The organism is Legionella sp. (assembly GCF_965140895.1).
Classification (GTDB): Bacteria; Pseudomonadota; Gammaproteobacteria; order Legionellales; family Legionellaceae; genus Legionella.
The window spans coordinates 53984-67798 of record NZ_CBCSKT010000010.1 but is presented as its reverse complement, the minus strand read 5'-3'; the positions used below and the strand labels follow the sequence as shown (position 1 = coordinate 67798).

The window sequence follows — 13815 nt, the reverse complement described above, 5'->3', positions numbered from 1 at the left end:
CTACATTTTACAACTATTTACTACTATAACCCAAAACGCCAAAGTGGCGTCCCCAAGGGGGTTCGAACCCCTGTTCTCGCCGTGAAAGGGCGACGTCCTAGGCCGCTAGACGATGGGGACCCTGAACGTTTTACCCCATCAACATACAAAGATGTTGATGGTGGAGCTAGGCGGGATCGAACCGCCGACCTCTTGCATGCCATGCAAGCGCTCTCCCAGCTGAGCTATAACCCCTAATAAGGCTCGCATTGTAATGACCGCCCCCTATCCTGTCAAGTAATTTTTTATTTTTTTAATGCTAATACATTTATTCCGACAAACTACTCTAAAAATAATGACCATAAAGTCGACTCCAGCCGCTTACTTACAATTTTTTGACTGCCTAGACTTGTTTTCACTCATTAAGTTTGATTTAATTCGCCACGGTGTTTGAGCACAGACACCTATGGAAAAATGTAGGCTTGTATCACATCGATGCAAGTGAAGCACAGCAAGTTAGTAATAATGGAAACGGAAGATGTCTAACGATTTAGCGATCTATTTAAGTAAACAATTACTTTGGCATGCATTGCTCATTGCATCACCAGTAGTCCTAGTCGCACTAATTAGTGGTTTACTGGTTTCTATCCTTCAAGTTGTCACACAAATTCAAGATTCTACCCTAAGTTTTGTCCCTAAAGTTTTAGCTGTAGTGCTCATGTTAATGCTTTGTGGCGGATGGATGTTGCATTCCTTAGTGGAGTTTGCACAAACATTGTTTCTCAATATTCCAGGGGCCATTAAATCATGACCCTATCCCTCCCCTGGCTAAGCAACCTATTTTTTATCAGCATACGTTTAGGCACTGTATTGCTCTTTACCCCAATTCAAGCCATACGTTATTTGCCTATTCATGCACGCTTACTTTTTATTTTTACCCTGAGCATGCTTTTAGCGAATTATGTTCCCCCTGCTCCGTCAATCTTAAGCAACAATACCATTCTTCTCGGTGGACTCGCTGAATTTGCTAATGGCTTAATCTTAGCCACCAGCCTTTATGCAGCATTTGCACTCTTTCAGATCGCAGGTCAATTAATTGATAATCAAACCGGCTTTAATGCCGCAGCTATTTTTAACCCCAGTGAACATTATCAAGAGGCATTAACCAGCCATTTATTATCCATGCTGGCAGTTTTATTCTTTTTTAGTCTGGATGGCCACCAATGGTTATTTAAAGGCTTGGCTTTTTCTTTTGCGATTATTCCGCCTGGAACCCTCGACCTGTTTGCAGGATTTATCCCGATTACGAAACAGTTTGGCTTTATGTTTAGTATGGCCTTCATAATTGCCAGCCCCATTATTCTTGCATTGCTTTCCATTGAGCTATGTGGCGCGTTAATTACCCGCAATATGCCGCAGGTTAGCACCTATTTTCTGACCTTACCTATAAAAATAATTTTAGGATTATTCCTCTTATTTATGATGATGGGCTACATCGCCCCCATTACCAACACCGTGTTTGCTCAATGTTTTCAAACCTGGCAGGAGCTTATGTCATGAGCGATAAAACTGAAAAAGCAACACCCTATAAATTACAAAAGGCAAAAGAAAAAGGACAAGTAAGCAAAAGTGTTGAGTTAACGACATGCACAGCCTTATTCGTTATGTTAGGAATGTTAAGTGCCCTATGGCCAAAGCAATTACATGAACTACAAAAGATGTTTCGTCATTTGTTGCAACTGGCGGCACATCTGCAATTTAGTATTGATAACCTCAATCATTTACAACAATTTATTTTAGGTCAGTTGATCAGTCTGTGGCTTCCTTTTGCTTTAGCAGGCAGCTTAGCCACGATCCTTACTAACCTGGCGCAAACCGGCGTAGTGTGGTCAACCACCCCCTTGATACCTGATTTCAAACGCATTAATGTGGTCCAGGGTTTTAAGAAACTATTTTCAATAAAAAGCTGTTTTGAAACAGTGAAAAGCACCCTGAAATTAAGCGTGACATTTATTTTTTTATTCTTCACCTTAAAACATCAAATACCCAACTTATTGCAATTAGCCTTCACGCCGATTAACAAACAGCCTGCCGTCATCATGCACTTTCTTTTAACCCTTATTTTTCAGTTATTGCTGCTGCTCTCAATGCTCGCGGTACTGGATAAGTTCTATACGCGTTGGAACTATGCCAAAGATCAGCGCATGAGCAAACAAGAGATAAAAGATGAATACAAACAACGGGAAGGCGATCCTAAAATTAAATCAAAAATCAAACAGTTACAACAGCAATTACGGAAAAAAACCGCTTCATTAAAGCAAATAAAAACGGCTGATGTAATCATTACTAATCCAACCCACTTAGCCATTGCCTTAAAGTATGATCGCTGTAGCATGCCCGCCCCAAAAGTGGTTTGCAAAGCACAAGATAAAATGGTGTTGCAAGTCAAAGAACTAGCAAAAAAACACGGTATTCCCATTATTGAGCACAAAGCATTTGCACGCATGCTCTATCATTCTGTGGATTTAAATCAATGGATTCATAAAGAACTTTATCCCTTTGCCGCGGCAATTTTTCGCGAGATTTATGCGCGTAAGCAGGATGTGCAATGAAAACCAATTTCTTTAATAACAGCAGTGAAATGCTTATGATTGCTTTTGCTACAAGCATTCTCTTCATTCTGTTTGTGCCTATCCCTGCTGCATTATTAGATTTATTACTGATTGTAAATTTTAGTTGGGCTTTAACTATTCTCCTACTTACTTTCTACACGGATAAGCCTTTAAGTTTTTCCACATTTCCAGCCCTACTGCTAATTTCAACCTTATTTCGTCTCGCCCTGAACATCTCCGCTACCCGCCTTATTTTGTCAGATGCTCATGCAGGTAAAGTAATTGATGCCATGGGACACTATGTTATTCGTGGGAATTATGTGATGGGTTTGGTTGTTTTTTTAATCTTGATCATTGTGCAATTCATTGTAGTGACTAATGGGGCTCAGCGTGTAGCCGAAGTCGCTGCCCGCTTCACTCTAGACAGTATGCCAGGTAAACAAATGAGTATTGATGCCGATTTAAATATGGGCAGCATTTCTCAAGATGAGGCTAAACTTAGACGCTCACAAATCGAAAAAGAAGCAAATTTTTATGGCGCGATGGATGGTGCCAGTAAGTTTGTGAAAGGCGATGCCATTGCCGGTATTTTAATTATTCTGGTCGATATTATTGGTGGTTTTGCAATTGGCTTATTACAAAAAGGTTTTAGTCTTTCCGAATCCATTCAAACCTACACCCTACTTACGGTGGGTGATGGCTTAGTTACACAAATTCCAGCTTTAATTATTTCTACCGCGACCGGAATTATCGTAACCCGTGCGGCAACAGATGCGCATTTAGGCTCTGAGGTTGCCAAACAAATTAGCGCCTACCCTAAAAGCCTAATGCTGGTGTGTTTGAGTTTAACCTGCCTTTTGTTTCTAAAAGGCATTCCCATAATTCCAGTATCATTTATTTTAGCTTTGTTTGTGTTCATTACCTTTTTAGCAATTAAGTCTAAAAAAGATGAAGTGCTCATCGAAAAAGCCGAAGAAAATTTATACGATAAAATTCGCATTCATCCGATTGAGATTAGTCTGAACAAAGAACTGTATGAAACGTTATTACCTTATGAAGAACAAGTACTAAAAATCATTCAACAAATTCGTGAGCGAATTGCTTTTGATTTAGGTTTTGTGCTGCCGGATGTAAAACTAAAAGCAGATAAAAAACTAAGTTACCCGCTTTACCATATCGCCATTCAGGGAAATCATTCCGGAGTGAATCCCCTCTATTTAGACAAAGTACTAGCCATTTTTTCCAGCCGCAATAAAAAACCCGGTACAGCACTGAGTGCCGGATTTGAAGTGCGTGACCCAAGCTATGGCTTACCCGCATGCTGGATAGATCTCGAGAAAAAGCAAAAGGCCACGGAAGCAGGCTATACGGTATGTGAACCACTTACCGTATTAACCACGCATCTAAATGAAATTATCTATGCGCATATTGAACAGTTATTAACCCGTGAAGAAACCGAAAAACTGTTATTACAGCCTGGTATTAAAACCCTGAGTGAGGAATTAATTCCTGCCCAATTACCTTTAAGCCATGTGCAACGTATATTGCAAACACTCTTGCAAGAAAAGGTTTCTATTCGCCCCTTACAGCAAATATTGGAATTATTATTAGAACACGCCAAACAACTCCCAGATCCAATCCAACTTACGGAGCTAGTCAGAGCAGGCCTGGCTATGCCGATTTGCCAAAAACTACTAGGTAATCAAAATAGCTTATATGTTCTGACCTTGGAACCCTCATTAGAACAACAGCTCAACCAAAGTATTAGCGGAAGAAATAATTTAGCGCTGGAACCCAAAATTACGGAAAACTTAATCAGTGCATTAGCAAGTCAGGTGGAAACGATGTTAGGAGAGCGAAAACGTCCCATTTTATTATGCTCCTCCCTACTGCGACGCCATATAAAACAATTAACTCAGCGAGTGATTCCCCATTTAACCGTGCTGGCAATGAGTGAAATTCCAGTCACGATTCAGGTGGAATCTTTTGGGATAGTAAAATAAGGAAACATTATGTTTGATGCGATTAGCGCCACGCAACTGGCTATGGATTTTGATCAATTAAAATTACAATCGATCAGTCAAAATATTAGCAACATGAATACCCCTGGATTTAAACGGCAACTGGCAGAAACAGCAGCGTTTACTGACCATCTGCAAGCGAATATCAATCAAGCAACCCAACAGATTGATCAAGGACAGATAAAAACGCAGGGAGTCCTGAACCAAACGCAGAATCCGAAAAATATTGCCATTAGTGGTGATGGCTACTTCCAAGTCCAAGGAGAACAGGGTGTTTTTTACACTCGTCGTGGTGATTTTCTAGTAAATAACCACGGTGAACTCATTACAGCAACTGGTGAAACGGTCTTGGGTAAAGGTGGGGTCATCAAAGTAGATAATCATGCTTTCACTATTGACACACAAGGTCGATTATTCATTGACCATCATCAAGTAGATCAATTAAGCATCGTTCAATTTAATCAGCCTAATTTGCTCCGTTACACCGGTAATGGACTGTATCAAAGTGATGAATCGCCCGTTCCTGCAGGAGCCAATACCCGTCTACTCCAAGGATTTATAGAGCAATCGAATGTAAAATCTATGGATGAAATGATGGATATGGTGAAAACCTCACGTCATTTTGAAGCCAGCCAACGGGTCATGCGCACCGCAGATAATTTATTAGCCACTGCCATTAATCAGTTAGGAGAAGGAAATGTCTAACACACTCGCGATTGCCGCTAGCGGACTTAAAGCTGAGGAATATCATATTGACCGTATTGCCAATGACTTGGCAAACTTGAATACCCCCAATTATAAAGCCAGTACGGTAACCTTTGAGGATGTGCTGTACCAAAATATTAATGGTGAAGAACCACTATTCAACAATCAGGCCAGTGCCAAATTAGGTTTAGGGACCGCTGTATACAAAACAGGTAAGGATTTTACCCAGGGACCATTAAAGGTCTCTACCGGTGACAAAGATGTTGCTATCAATGGCGATGGCTTTTATCAAGTAATTAATTCCGACGGCAATATTGCCTATACTCGCAACTCCAGTCTACGCCTCGATGACGAGCACTACCTGGCGACTCAAGATGGATTAAGACTTGCAGATAATATTCAAATTCCCGATGACAAAGCTAAATTAACGATCAAAAACAATGGGGATGTCGAAGTTATCTTACCTGATGAGTCAGAACCACAGCTAGTAGGTACCATTCAGTTGGCTAAATTTACCAATCCTGAAACCTTAAATCCTATTGGTTCAGGACTTTATACGGTAACAGATCAAACCAGTGAACCACTAATCGATAACCCAAACAGTAGTGGTTTAGGCGCACTAATGCAATATCAGACTGAGGGTTCTAATGTCGATATGGTCAGTTCGCTCATGCAACTCACCATGGCACAACGAGTTTATCAACTTAATGCGAAAGCCGTACAAATTGCGGATGAATTGGAAAAAATAACTAATGAAATTCGTGGTTAATTTATTGCTGTTACTGAGCGTTTTTCCAATTCAGGCAGAAACAGTGTTGCGCTTTCGCACGCCCATTACTCCTGAAGCTAAAAAGCTAGGTGATCTGCTGCTGATTACTCCGGATAAACATCAGTGGGGAAAAATAATGCTGGATAGCAAACCCATGTCAGGAAGCAAACTGAATAAGCAACAAATACTCACTTGGTTGCAACACAAGGTTGGAAACTTTTCTTATCAATGGAAGGGTAAAACCAGCACTACTATTCGCGAAGCCACCCGTGCCAAAGCTAAAGATTTGCTATCGACAGCGCAAAACGCCTTGGCTAAACAACTAAAAAATCAGGCATATAGCCAAGTGGAGCTAAGTAGCAAAACAGTAGTTAAAGATAGCAGTATTGCCTTAACCAATTTTAAAATCCAACTCCCTAAAGGCTATCCTGTTGCTAAACGGGTTTGTGTTCGTCTGCATTATCAAAATCGCTCTATTCCTATCTGGTTTGCGGTTAAAGCCTATCAGTCCGTATTGGTCGCGAAGCACCGAGTTAAGCGTCATACCCTGCTTCGTTCATCGGATGTGATCTTAAAAAGACGTAATATTGCTGGTCTCAACAGTGTGCCCTTAATGCAATTCCCAGCTACTGTTTGGCTTAATAAGTCGATTAATAAACAACAAATTTTAACACAGGACTTGCTTGGTAACCAACCCGAAGTAATGCAAGGACAAAAGGCAAAAATCCTCGTACAGCAGCATGGAATAGCAATCACGATTGAGGCCATCGCGCAAAGTAATGGCACCGAAGGACAATCCATACGCATGAAAAATCCACGTACGAATAAATACTTTTTTGCAGTGGTCACTGGAAAAAACTCCGCGGAGGTTACTGCATGAGTTCACTATTAAAAAAACTGGTTTTCTTAGGAACATTAGTACTTAGCCAAACATTATGGGCAATTAATCTTTTTGATGAGGATGTTTACCGGCCGTTAATCGCCGATCGTAAAGCGACCTTGCCCGGTGATATACTTACCGTCATTGTCATGGAAACCTCTAATGCCCAAACCAGTGCCGATCTATCGTCACATAAAAAAATAAAAGCGGTGTTAGATGCTGGCTATAACCGCAACAATCACCAAGTAGATTTTGGTTTAGAAGGAGATGGAAAGGCAACCGCTAAAACCGGGCGTAATGGTAAAATTAAAGCCGCTCTTACAGTACGCATCAAGGAAGTATTTCCCAATCAGACTTATTTGGTTGAAGGAGCACAACGAATTACCATTAATGGAGAGAATCAAAAAATCCTGTTACGCGGTGTAGTGCGGCCTGAAGACATTAGCCCGCAAAACACTGTTTTATCAACACGCTTAGCCCAGGCTCAGATCGTTTATACCGGAGCGGGTTCTGTATCTAACTCACAAGATCGTAATTACATTTATAAGATCCTGTCTTTTATAGGGGTCGTATGATGAGCGTAAAAAAGAAACTGTTGCTCCTGCTGGCTTTAGTGCCACTATGCTGGCAACCAACTTATGCTACCGTGCGTCTCAAATCCATCGCTCGTTTATCTGGCTTACAGGAAAACCCGATTACAGGTTACGGCTTAGTTATTGGTTTGGCAGGTTCTGGTGACTCTCGACGCAATAAAGATACCACTCAGGCAATTTCAAACTTATTACAAACATTTGGTGTCACTCTAAGTCCCAATGAGATTAACAGCCGTAATACGGCAACCGTAATTATCACGGCCAATCTCCCTTCTTATGCCCATCAGGGAGATAAAATTGACATCAATGTGGCCTCGCTAGGTGATGCCAAAAGCTTGCTGGGTGGAACCTTGCTAGTAACACCGCTTAAGGGCGCAGACAATCAGGTTTATGCCCTAGCTCAAGGACCTATTTCGATTGGGGGGTTTAAGTATGACCTTTATGGCAATGTCATCCAAAAAAATCACCCGACTACTGGCTTAATACCGGGTGGAGCAATTATTGAAAAAACGATCTATAACGATTTAATCGAAAAATCGGGTGAAATGCATCTGATTTTAAATCGTCCAGATTTCACCACCGCAGACAGTATCGAATCAGCAATCAATGGTCAATTTGGTACTAATACTGCACGCGCACGTTCAGCGCAAGACATTGAAATCCACCCACCTCAGTCAGCCCGCAAGCATTTTATTCGTTTTGTAAGTCAGCTTGAAAACATAGTGATTACTCCAGATAACTTACCTACGGTAGTGGTGAATGAACGTACTGGAGTTGTGGTTGCCGGAGCTGATGTAAAAATCGATGCGGTTACTATTTCTCATGGCAATTTACAAATTGCTATTTCTACCGATTATCAAGTTTCCCAACCGACCTTAATTCAAAACATGGGAAAACAAGTACGTACTGCTGTTGTGCCGAACACGAACATTAATGTGAGTGAGCGTATGGCCAACACCGTGAAATTAAAACAAGGTGCTACAGTAGCTGATTTGATTAGTGCCTTAACTAAAGTCCAAACCTCCACGCGTGACATTATCGCCATCTTGGAAAGCTTAAAACGCGCCGGAGCATTGCACGCAGAATTGGTGATTCAATAAGGAAAAATGATGAGTACAGATAACACCATACAATTAGTAAGTCTGGCCTTGGATGCCACCTTAATGCGCCAGACAGCTATTGCCAATAATATTGCCAATATCAATACGGAAAATTACCAAAGCATGGAAGTTAATTTTGAACAGCAATTACAGGAAAACCATTTAAGTCCAAACAACAATGACTTATCTGAGATTGCGCCCTATTACCAAAGCTGTGACCACCAATCCAGCGTTGATGAGCAAATGGCGTTAAATGTGCAAAACATGACCCATTACCGCGCTCTGGTTAAAGGCTTAAATCAAAAGCTAGCCATTATGAAACTCGCATTACAAGGAAATCAATAATGAATTACGCGCAAATTTATGCCATTTCAGGCCAGGGAATGAATGCTGAAAAATTACGTGTTGATGTGGTGGCTAATAACATCGCCAATCAGCACTCATTACAAAATGCAGATGGCTCGGTGTTTCAAGCAAGTCAGGTAATTACCTCCGCTAAAACATTCTCTGAATTAGTAGAAAACCCTCAAGAAATGGGTATCAATTCCGTAGAGGTAGTTCCACAAAATTTACCCCCCAATAAAGTCTATCAACCCGGGCATCCAGCTGCCGACAAACAAGGCTATGTCACTTATCCAGGAATTAGCACCATTGATGAAATGACCACCCTCATACGCGCCTCGCGAGCTTATGAAGCTAACGTCAAAATGATCAATAGCGCACACAGCTTGTACTTACAGGCGTTAAGCATAGGAGACGAGCGATGAGAATCGATGCCCTGGATAACATTTTTTTAAAACCTAATGTGCAAAGCCCAGAAATAGAGTCAACTAAAGCCGCTCCACAAGAGTCTTTTTCTGCATGGATAAGCGAAAAAATAGGCGATACCAATACTCAATTAAATAATGCTGATAAAGCCTTAAATGAACTAGCCAGCGGCAATGCAGAAAACTTACACCAAACCATGATTACCCTGGAGCAAGCTAAGTTATCTTTTCAGTATTTAGAGCAAATTCGTAACCGTTTGATGAGTGCCTATCAAGATTTATTAAGAGAGCAAATTTAAAGTGAATTATTTACAAAAAGCCAGCTTCTGGTTTAGCAATTTGGAAGCAAAACGTAAACTCAGTTTAATTGCGTGCATCGCAGGGATTGTCATCATGACAATGATGCTCAGCTGGTGGGTCTTGTCCCCTTCCTACGCTATTTTATTTAATCATTTGGATGAGCAAGATGCGAACAAGGTTTTAAGCCAATTGGATCAAGATAATATTTCCTATCAGCTTCGCAATGGTGGCCGAGATATTTTAATTGATAAGGATATGGTTGCGAAAACCCGCTTAAAGATCATGGGGTCGGGCATGCAATTGGCTGGCAATGTAGGCTTTGAATTGTTTGATAAAAATGATTTTGGCATGACCGATTTTTCGCAAAAAATTAATTACCAACGTGCCCTACAAGGAGAGTTGGAACGTACTATTTCCAGCATTGATGAAATACGCCAGGCACGAGTGCATTTGCTGATTCCGGAAAGCCATTTATTTGACCGCGAGAGCAATCAGCCGAAAGCTTCGGTGACCTTGCATTTAAAACAGGCTTTAACACCAAAACAAGTGCATAGCATCCAACAGTTAATTGCGGCAAGTGTTGCGCATTTAAGTTTAGCGAATGTGGTAGTCGTGGATCAAAATGGGAATACCTTATCAGCAACAGAAGAAGATCCCTCCTCCAATCATTTCACCGCACAAAAAACCATAGAGCATTATCTGAATGACAAGGTCATGCAATTGCTGCAGAAAATCTTTGCCAAAGATCAAGTCATGGTGAAAATCAATGTAGCCATCAATTACGATGAACTGCAACGTGAATTAGTTAAACCACAAAGCAAAGGGCAAATTACCCACGAAAAACAAACCAAACATTCTGCAGTAGATAAAAAAGGAAATCAGAAAGGTAAGCAGGATTTAACCTTGGAAAAAACCTATGAATTTGGCCGTGAAAAAGAATTATTTAAACGGGCAAATGGCACCATTGAACGGCTTTCAGTCAGTGTGGTTTTACCGCAACAGACTGATGCTAAAACCATTGCGCAAGTTCAACGCCTCATAAAAAGTACGGTAGGCTTTGATGAAAAGCGTGGCGATGTAATCAGTGTTGAAGCATTAATTAGCATGCCTAAAGCGGCAAAAATCGCGGCCACACCAAGCCCTCAAGAAATTACTACACAGCCTTTTAGCTACCTTGTCACAGAGCAATGGAATGAGGAACGCAAATGGCAAGCTCTTGTTGGTTTCATCGTACTGACTGTATTAGGTAGTTCCACTGTATTGCTCTTAAAACACAATCGGCAAAGAAAACGCCAGCAACTGTTAATTGAGCTAACCCAATGGCTAAATCATCATGAATAATGAATTAAAAAGAATCGTGCTTAATTTAGCGAAATTAAACCCTGCTGATCAGCGCTGGGTACTTAAACAGCTAACACCGATACAGCGCGAGCAATTTGCAAGCGTGCAAGGCCATGCGCTGCTTAAAGAGGCAACTAAATTTCGTTATATTCCCAGCCCCAAGCTTGCACCAAAGGAATTTAGTTTACCGGAATTTTGCCAACAGCTAAGCCAGGAAGACCCGCTTTATGTCGCTATAATTCTGGAACAAGGACAATTCGCTTGGAAGGAGATGTTTTTAGAAACATGCATGCAAAAACAGAAAATCCAAGAACAATTAGCGAACCAAGTACAGCAACTGAAATCAGCTTCGAAATTATACCTCTTCCAACAATGGCAAAAACAATTAAGCTTTAGTGAACAACTGGAGGTGCCTCATGGCAACACTCTATAAAAATGTCTTAGTTAGCACAGAAGAAATTTATTTATACCAAGAAGCTCCTGAGGAAATTGAGGAACTTATTCCTGAGACACCTACTGTAGATGAATCACAATGGGAGCAAATTCGCCAAGAAGCTTATGAGCAAGGCTATCTAGCAGGAACGACTGAGGAACGTAGTCGGTTGGAACAGGAAAATAGCCAAAACCAACAGCAATTAGAACAAATTCTGGCATCGCTACCCCAAGCAGTAGCGCAAAATCGCCTGGATTTGGCTAATGAAATTGCCGATATTGTATTGCTAATTAGCAAACAGTTTTTTATTGAACACAGTAATAATCAACAGGCTCTAAGTCAACAAATCAACCATATTCTTACACAATTAAATGACAAACAATCCGTTGAGCTTTGCTTGCATCCACAAGACATTACTGCCTTACAAAATGGCGCTATGCAATTAAATGCAGTGCATTTAAATGGCTTAAAAATAAAAACAGATGAGTCACTTGCCTTAGGAGGTTATATCCTTAAAACCAGCCATGGTGTTTTTGATGCCAGCATCGAAAAACAAATTGATAAGCTCAAGGAAGTTTTACTGCAACTAAAGCAGCGAGGCACTCATGCATCCATGGATTAATGAACTCTTAGCCGTTGAGCGTTTAGGAGAAATTGAGCAATTCATTGGCTTAAAGCTAGTTGCTAATGGACCGCCACAAACATTCATTGGCGAGGTTTGCGACATCCTGGATCAGCATCATCAACCAATGATGCAAGCTGAGGTCATCGGTTTTGAACAAGGAAAAGTCTATCTTATGCCCTATGATTCTGCTCCTGTTTGCATGGGTTATAAAGTGCGGGCAACGGGAACCCCCCTAAGTATCTCCGTGGGTGATTCCTTATTAGGGCATGCGGTTGATGCCTTTGCCAAACCAATCGATGAGCGTTTGCGTTTACACAACAAACAGCGGGTTTTTACCCAAAATAAAAAGATTAATCCCTTTAATCGTTTGCCAATTAGCGAGCGTTTAAGCACAGGAATTCAGGCTATAGATGGTTTACTACCCTTAGGCAAAGGACAACGAATAGGCATTTTTGCGGGTAGTGGTGTGGGAAAAAGTACCCTGCTGGGCAACATGGTGCAAAACCTGAAAACGGATATTAATGTAATTGCGCTGATTGGCGAGCGTGGCCGAGAGGTCAATGACTTTATCTGCAATCATTTGGATGAAAACACCTTAAAAAAATCAGTGCTGGTGGTTTCTTGCAGCGATGAATCAGCTTTAATGCGTCGTCAGGCAGTGTATACCGCCACGGCAATTGCTGAATACTTTTGCCAACAAGGTAAACATGTCATGTTATTTATGGATTCGATTACCCGTTTTGCCATGGCCCAACGAGAAATCGGCCTAAGTTTGGGAGAACCCCCTACGGCTCGCGGCTATACCCCCAGTGTTTTTGCTCTACTTCCTGGCATTGTTGAACGTACGGGAAATTTTAAGGAGCAAGGCAGTATTAGTGCAGTATATACAGTTTTAGTTGAAGGGGATGATTTTACTGAACCTTTAGCCGATCACATGCGTGCACTTCTTGATGGACATATTGTTCTCACTCGCGAGTTGGCACAGCGTGGTCACTACCCTGCGATTTCAATTCTGCAAAGTGTCTCTCGGTTAGCTAAGCATTTGGTTAGTGTGGAAGAACAGCAACTCATGAATCAGATTTTCGCCATGCTAAGTATTTATGAACAAAATAAAGATTTGATTGAGTTGGGAGCCTATAAGCCTGGAAATAATGCCCTGTTAGATGCCGCAGTTCAGCGCATGCCTGCGCTCAATGAGCTACTCATTCAGGATGAGAAACAGTCTTTATCCTTTAATGAACTCATGCAGCACTTTAAAGAGATTTTATTATGAATAAATCACTTTCAGCGTTGATGACCAAATTAAACTGGCAACTAAATGAACTTAATTTGCAATTACATGAGGCACAAGGCCAATTACAAAAAGTGCGCCAAGAGATGGAGGCGCTGGATGAACAAATACAGCAAGCAGGAATTAATTCGTTAACCATTAATCCTGATTTTGAAATTAGCCGGCTCAATTTTATAACGCAACAACATGAAAAAAAGGAAGAGTTGAATATGACGCTTAAACAGCATCAAGACAGCAAACAAAGTGTGCAGGAAAAAATGCAGCGCATTAAAACCGAACTAAAAATGTTAGAAAAATATTTGGAACGTGAACAAGCCGAACTCCAGGAGCAACAGAAGAAAGCGGAAAATAATGCCTTGGATGAATGGGTTATTCAACGGAATTAAGGAAACTTAATTA

General features: G+C 41.0%; 17 protein-coding genes and 2 tRNA genes. 17 read left to right on the top strand and 2 right to left on the bottom strand.

The window, feature by feature from the left end; genetic code table 11:
• Nucleotides 1-44: 44 nt before the first annotated feature.
• Together ACQY7T_RS01440 and ACQY7T_RS01435 are read right to left on the bottom strand one after the other, a co-directional pair.
• Nucleotides 45-120, bottom strand: a tRNA-Glu gene (locus tag ACQY7T_RS01440).
• Nucleotides 121-158: 38 nt separating this feature from the next.
• Nucleotides 159-234 (bottom strand) — tRNA-Ala (locus tag ACQY7T_RS01435).
• Nucleotides 235-517: 283 nt separating this feature from the next.
• Here ACQY7T_RS01435 and fliQ point away from each other — a divergent pair.
• From fliQ to ACQY7T_RS01350, 17 genes are read left to right on the top strand one after another with little or no spacing between them, the layout of a single operon-like run.
• Nucleotides 518-790, top strand: a complete 273-nt coding sequence (fliQ, locus tag ACQY7T_RS01430) for a flagellar biosynthesis protein FliQ (protein WP_428410953.1) — start codon at nt 518-520, stop codon at nt 788-790.
• The gene (locus ACQY7T_RS01425) at nt 787-1539 is read left to right on the top strand and encodes a flagellar biosynthetic protein FliR (protein WP_428410952.1); all 753 of its coding nucleotides are present in this window, start codon (nt 787-789) and stop codon (nt 1537-1539) included. Before fliQ ends, ACQY7T_RS01425 begins: the two co-directional genes overlap by 4 nt.
• Nucleotides 1536-2591, top strand: coding sequence for an EscU/YscU/HrcU family type III secretion system export apparatus switch protein (locus tag ACQY7T_RS01420; protein WP_428410951.1), 1056 nt, complete (start codon nt 1536-1538; stop codon nt 2589-2591). Before ACQY7T_RS01425 ends, ACQY7T_RS01420 begins: the two co-directional genes overlap by 4 nt.
• Entirely contained in the window at nt 2588-4594 is a 2007-nt protein-coding gene (locus ACQY7T_RS01415) for a flagellar biosynthesis protein FlhA (protein ID WP_428410950.1), read from the top strand. Before ACQY7T_RS01420 ends, ACQY7T_RS01415 begins: the two co-directional genes overlap by 4 nt.
• A gap of 9 nt (nt 4595-4603) precedes the next feature.
• The gene (locus ACQY7T_RS01410; protein ID WP_428410949.1) at nt 4604-5317 is read left to right on the top strand and encodes a flagellar hook-basal body protein; all 714 of its coding nucleotides are present in this window, start codon (nt 4604-4606) and stop codon (nt 5315-5317) included.
• A complete protein-coding gene (locus tag ACQY7T_RS01405) occupies nt 5310-6086 on the top strand; it encodes a flagellar hook-basal body protein (RefSeq protein WP_428410948.1) in 777 nt (258 codons plus the stop codon). The genes ACQY7T_RS01410 and ACQY7T_RS01405 overlap by 8 nt, the downstream gene beginning before the upstream one ends.
• Nucleotides 6070-6966, top strand: a complete 897-nt coding sequence (gene flgA / locus ACQY7T_RS01400) for a flagellar basal body P-ring formation chaperone FlgA (protein WP_428410947.1) — start codon at nt 6070-6072, stop codon at nt 6964-6966. Before ACQY7T_RS01405 ends, flgA begins: the two co-directional genes overlap by 17 nt.
• Entirely contained in the window at nt 6963-7541 is a 579-nt protein-coding gene (locus tag ACQY7T_RS01395) for a flagellar basal body L-ring protein FlgH (protein ID WP_428410946.1), read from the top strand. Before flgA ends, ACQY7T_RS01395 begins: the two co-directional genes overlap by 4 nt.
• Complete coding sequence (locus tag ACQY7T_RS01390; protein ID WP_428410945.1) at nt 7538-8659, top strand: flagellar basal body P-ring protein FlgI; 1122 nt, start codon at nt 7538-7540, stop codon at nt 8657-8659. Before ACQY7T_RS01395 ends, ACQY7T_RS01390 begins: the two co-directional genes overlap by 4 nt.
• A 6-nt stretch (nt 8660-8665) precedes the next feature.
• Nucleotides 8666-9004, top strand: a complete 339-nt coding sequence (locus ACQY7T_RS01385) for a flagellar basal body protein (RefSeq protein WP_428410944.1) — start codon at nt 8666-8668, stop codon at nt 9002-9004.
• Nucleotides 9004-9426, top strand: coding sequence for a flagellar basal body rod protein FlgC (gene flgC, locus ACQY7T_RS01380; protein ID WP_428410943.1), 423 nt, complete (start codon nt 9004-9006; stop codon nt 9424-9426). The genes ACQY7T_RS01385 and flgC overlap by 1 nt, the downstream gene beginning before the upstream one ends.
• Nucleotides 9423-9725 carry a flagellar hook-basal body complex protein FliE gene (gene fliE / locus ACQY7T_RS01375; RefSeq protein WP_428410942.1) on the top strand — a complete coding sequence of 101 codons (303 nt, stop codon included), beginning with the start codon at nt 9423-9425 and terminating at the stop codon, nt 9723-9725. The genes flgC and fliE overlap by 4 nt, the downstream gene beginning before the upstream one ends.
• A 1-nt stretch (nt 9726) precedes the next feature.
• Entirely contained in the window at nt 9727-11067 is a 1341-nt protein-coding gene (fliF, locus tag ACQY7T_RS01370; protein ID WP_428410941.1) for a flagellar basal-body MS-ring/collar protein FliF, read from the top strand.
• Nucleotides 11060-11500 (top strand): hypothetical protein, encoded by a 441-nt coding sequence (locus ACQY7T_RS01365; RefSeq protein ID WP_428410940.1) that lies wholly within the window; start codon nt 11060-11062, stop codon nt 11498-11500. The genes fliF and ACQY7T_RS01365 overlap by 8 nt, the downstream gene beginning before the upstream one ends.
• Nucleotides 11484-12122 (top strand): FliH/SctL family protein, encoded by a 639-nt coding sequence (locus ACQY7T_RS01360; protein ID WP_428410939.1) that lies wholly within the window; start codon nt 11484-11486, stop codon nt 12120-12122. Before ACQY7T_RS01365 ends, ACQY7T_RS01360 begins: the two co-directional genes overlap by 17 nt.
• Nucleotides 12106-13398 carry a FliI/YscN family ATPase gene (locus ACQY7T_RS01355; protein WP_428410938.1) on the top strand — a complete coding sequence of 431 codons (1293 nt, stop codon included), beginning with the start codon at nt 12106-12108 and terminating at the stop codon, nt 13396-13398. Before ACQY7T_RS01360 ends, ACQY7T_RS01355 begins: the two co-directional genes overlap by 17 nt.
• The gene (locus ACQY7T_RS01350) at nt 13395-13802 is read left to right on the top strand and encodes a flagellar FliJ family protein (protein WP_428410937.1); all 408 of its coding nucleotides are present in this window, start codon (nt 13395-13397) and stop codon (nt 13800-13802) included. The genes ACQY7T_RS01355 and ACQY7T_RS01350 overlap by 4 nt, the downstream gene beginning before the upstream one ends.
• Nucleotides 13803-13815: the final 13 nt, after the last annotated feature.

What these genes read in the sequence shown, in the direction of transcription:
- ACQY7T_RS01410 (WP_428410949.1), top strand. Translation starts at nt 4,604, where the DNA reads ATGTTTGATGCGATTAGCGCCACGCAACTGGCTATGGATTTTGATCAA.
- ACQY7T_RS01385 (WP_428410944.1), top strand. Translation starts at nt 8,666, where the DNA reads ATGATGAGTACAGATAACACCATACAATTAGTAAGTCTGGCCTTGGAT.
- ACQY7T_RS01405 (WP_428410948.1), top strand. Translation starts at nt 5,310, where the DNA reads ATGTCTAACACACTCGCGATTGCCGCTAGCGGACTTAAAGCTGAGGAA.
- flgC (WP_428410943.1), top strand. Translation starts at nt 9,004, where the DNA reads ATGAATTACGCGCAAATTTATGCCATTTCAGGCCAGGGAATGAATGCT.
- fliQ (WP_428410953.1), top strand. Translation starts at nt 518, where the DNA reads ATGTCTAACGATTTAGCGATCTATTTAAGTAAACAATTACTTTGGCAT.
- ACQY7T_RS01365 (WP_428410940.1), top strand. Translation starts at nt 11,060, where the DNA reads ATGAATAATGAATTAAAAAGAATCGTGCTTAATTTAGCGAAATTAAAC.
- ACQY7T_RS01425 (WP_428410952.1), top strand. Translation starts at nt 787, where the DNA reads ATGACCCTATCCCTCCCCTGGCTAAGCAACCTATTTTTTATCAGCATA.
- ACQY7T_RS01390 (WP_428410945.1), top strand. Translation starts at nt 7,538, where the DNA reads ATGATGAGCGTAAAAAAGAAACTGTTGCTCCTGCTGGCTTTAGTGCCA.
- ACQY7T_RS01420 (WP_428410951.1), top strand. Translation starts at nt 1,536, where the DNA reads ATGAGCGATAAAACTGAAAAAGCAACACCCTATAAATTACAAAAGGCA.
- flgA (WP_428410947.1), top strand. Translation starts at nt 6,070, where the DNA reads ATGAAATTCGTGGTTAATTTATTGCTGTTACTGAGCGTTTTTCCAATT.
- ACQY7T_RS01355 (WP_428410938.1), top strand. Translation starts at nt 12,106, where the DNA reads ATGCATCCATGGATTAATGAACTCTTAGCCGTTGAGCGTTTAGGAGAA.
- fliE (WP_428410942.1), top strand. Translation starts at nt 9,423, where the DNA reads ATGAGAATCGATGCCCTGGATAACATTTTTTTAAAACCTAATGTGCAA.
- ACQY7T_RS01360 (WP_428410939.1), top strand. Translation starts at nt 11,484, where the DNA reads ATGGCAACACTCTATAAAAATGTCTTAGTTAGCACAGAAGAAATTTAT.
- ACQY7T_RS01415 (WP_428410950.1), top strand. Translation starts at nt 2,588, where the DNA reads ATGAAAACCAATTTCTTTAATAACAGCAGTGAAATGCTTATGATTGCT.
- ACQY7T_RS01395 (WP_428410946.1), top strand. Translation starts at nt 6,963, where the DNA reads ATGAGTTCACTATTAAAAAAACTGGTTTTCTTAGGAACATTAGTACTT.
- ACQY7T_RS01350 (WP_428410937.1), top strand. Translation starts at nt 13,395, where the DNA reads ATGAATAAATCACTTTCAGCGTTGATGACCAAATTAAACTGGCAACTA.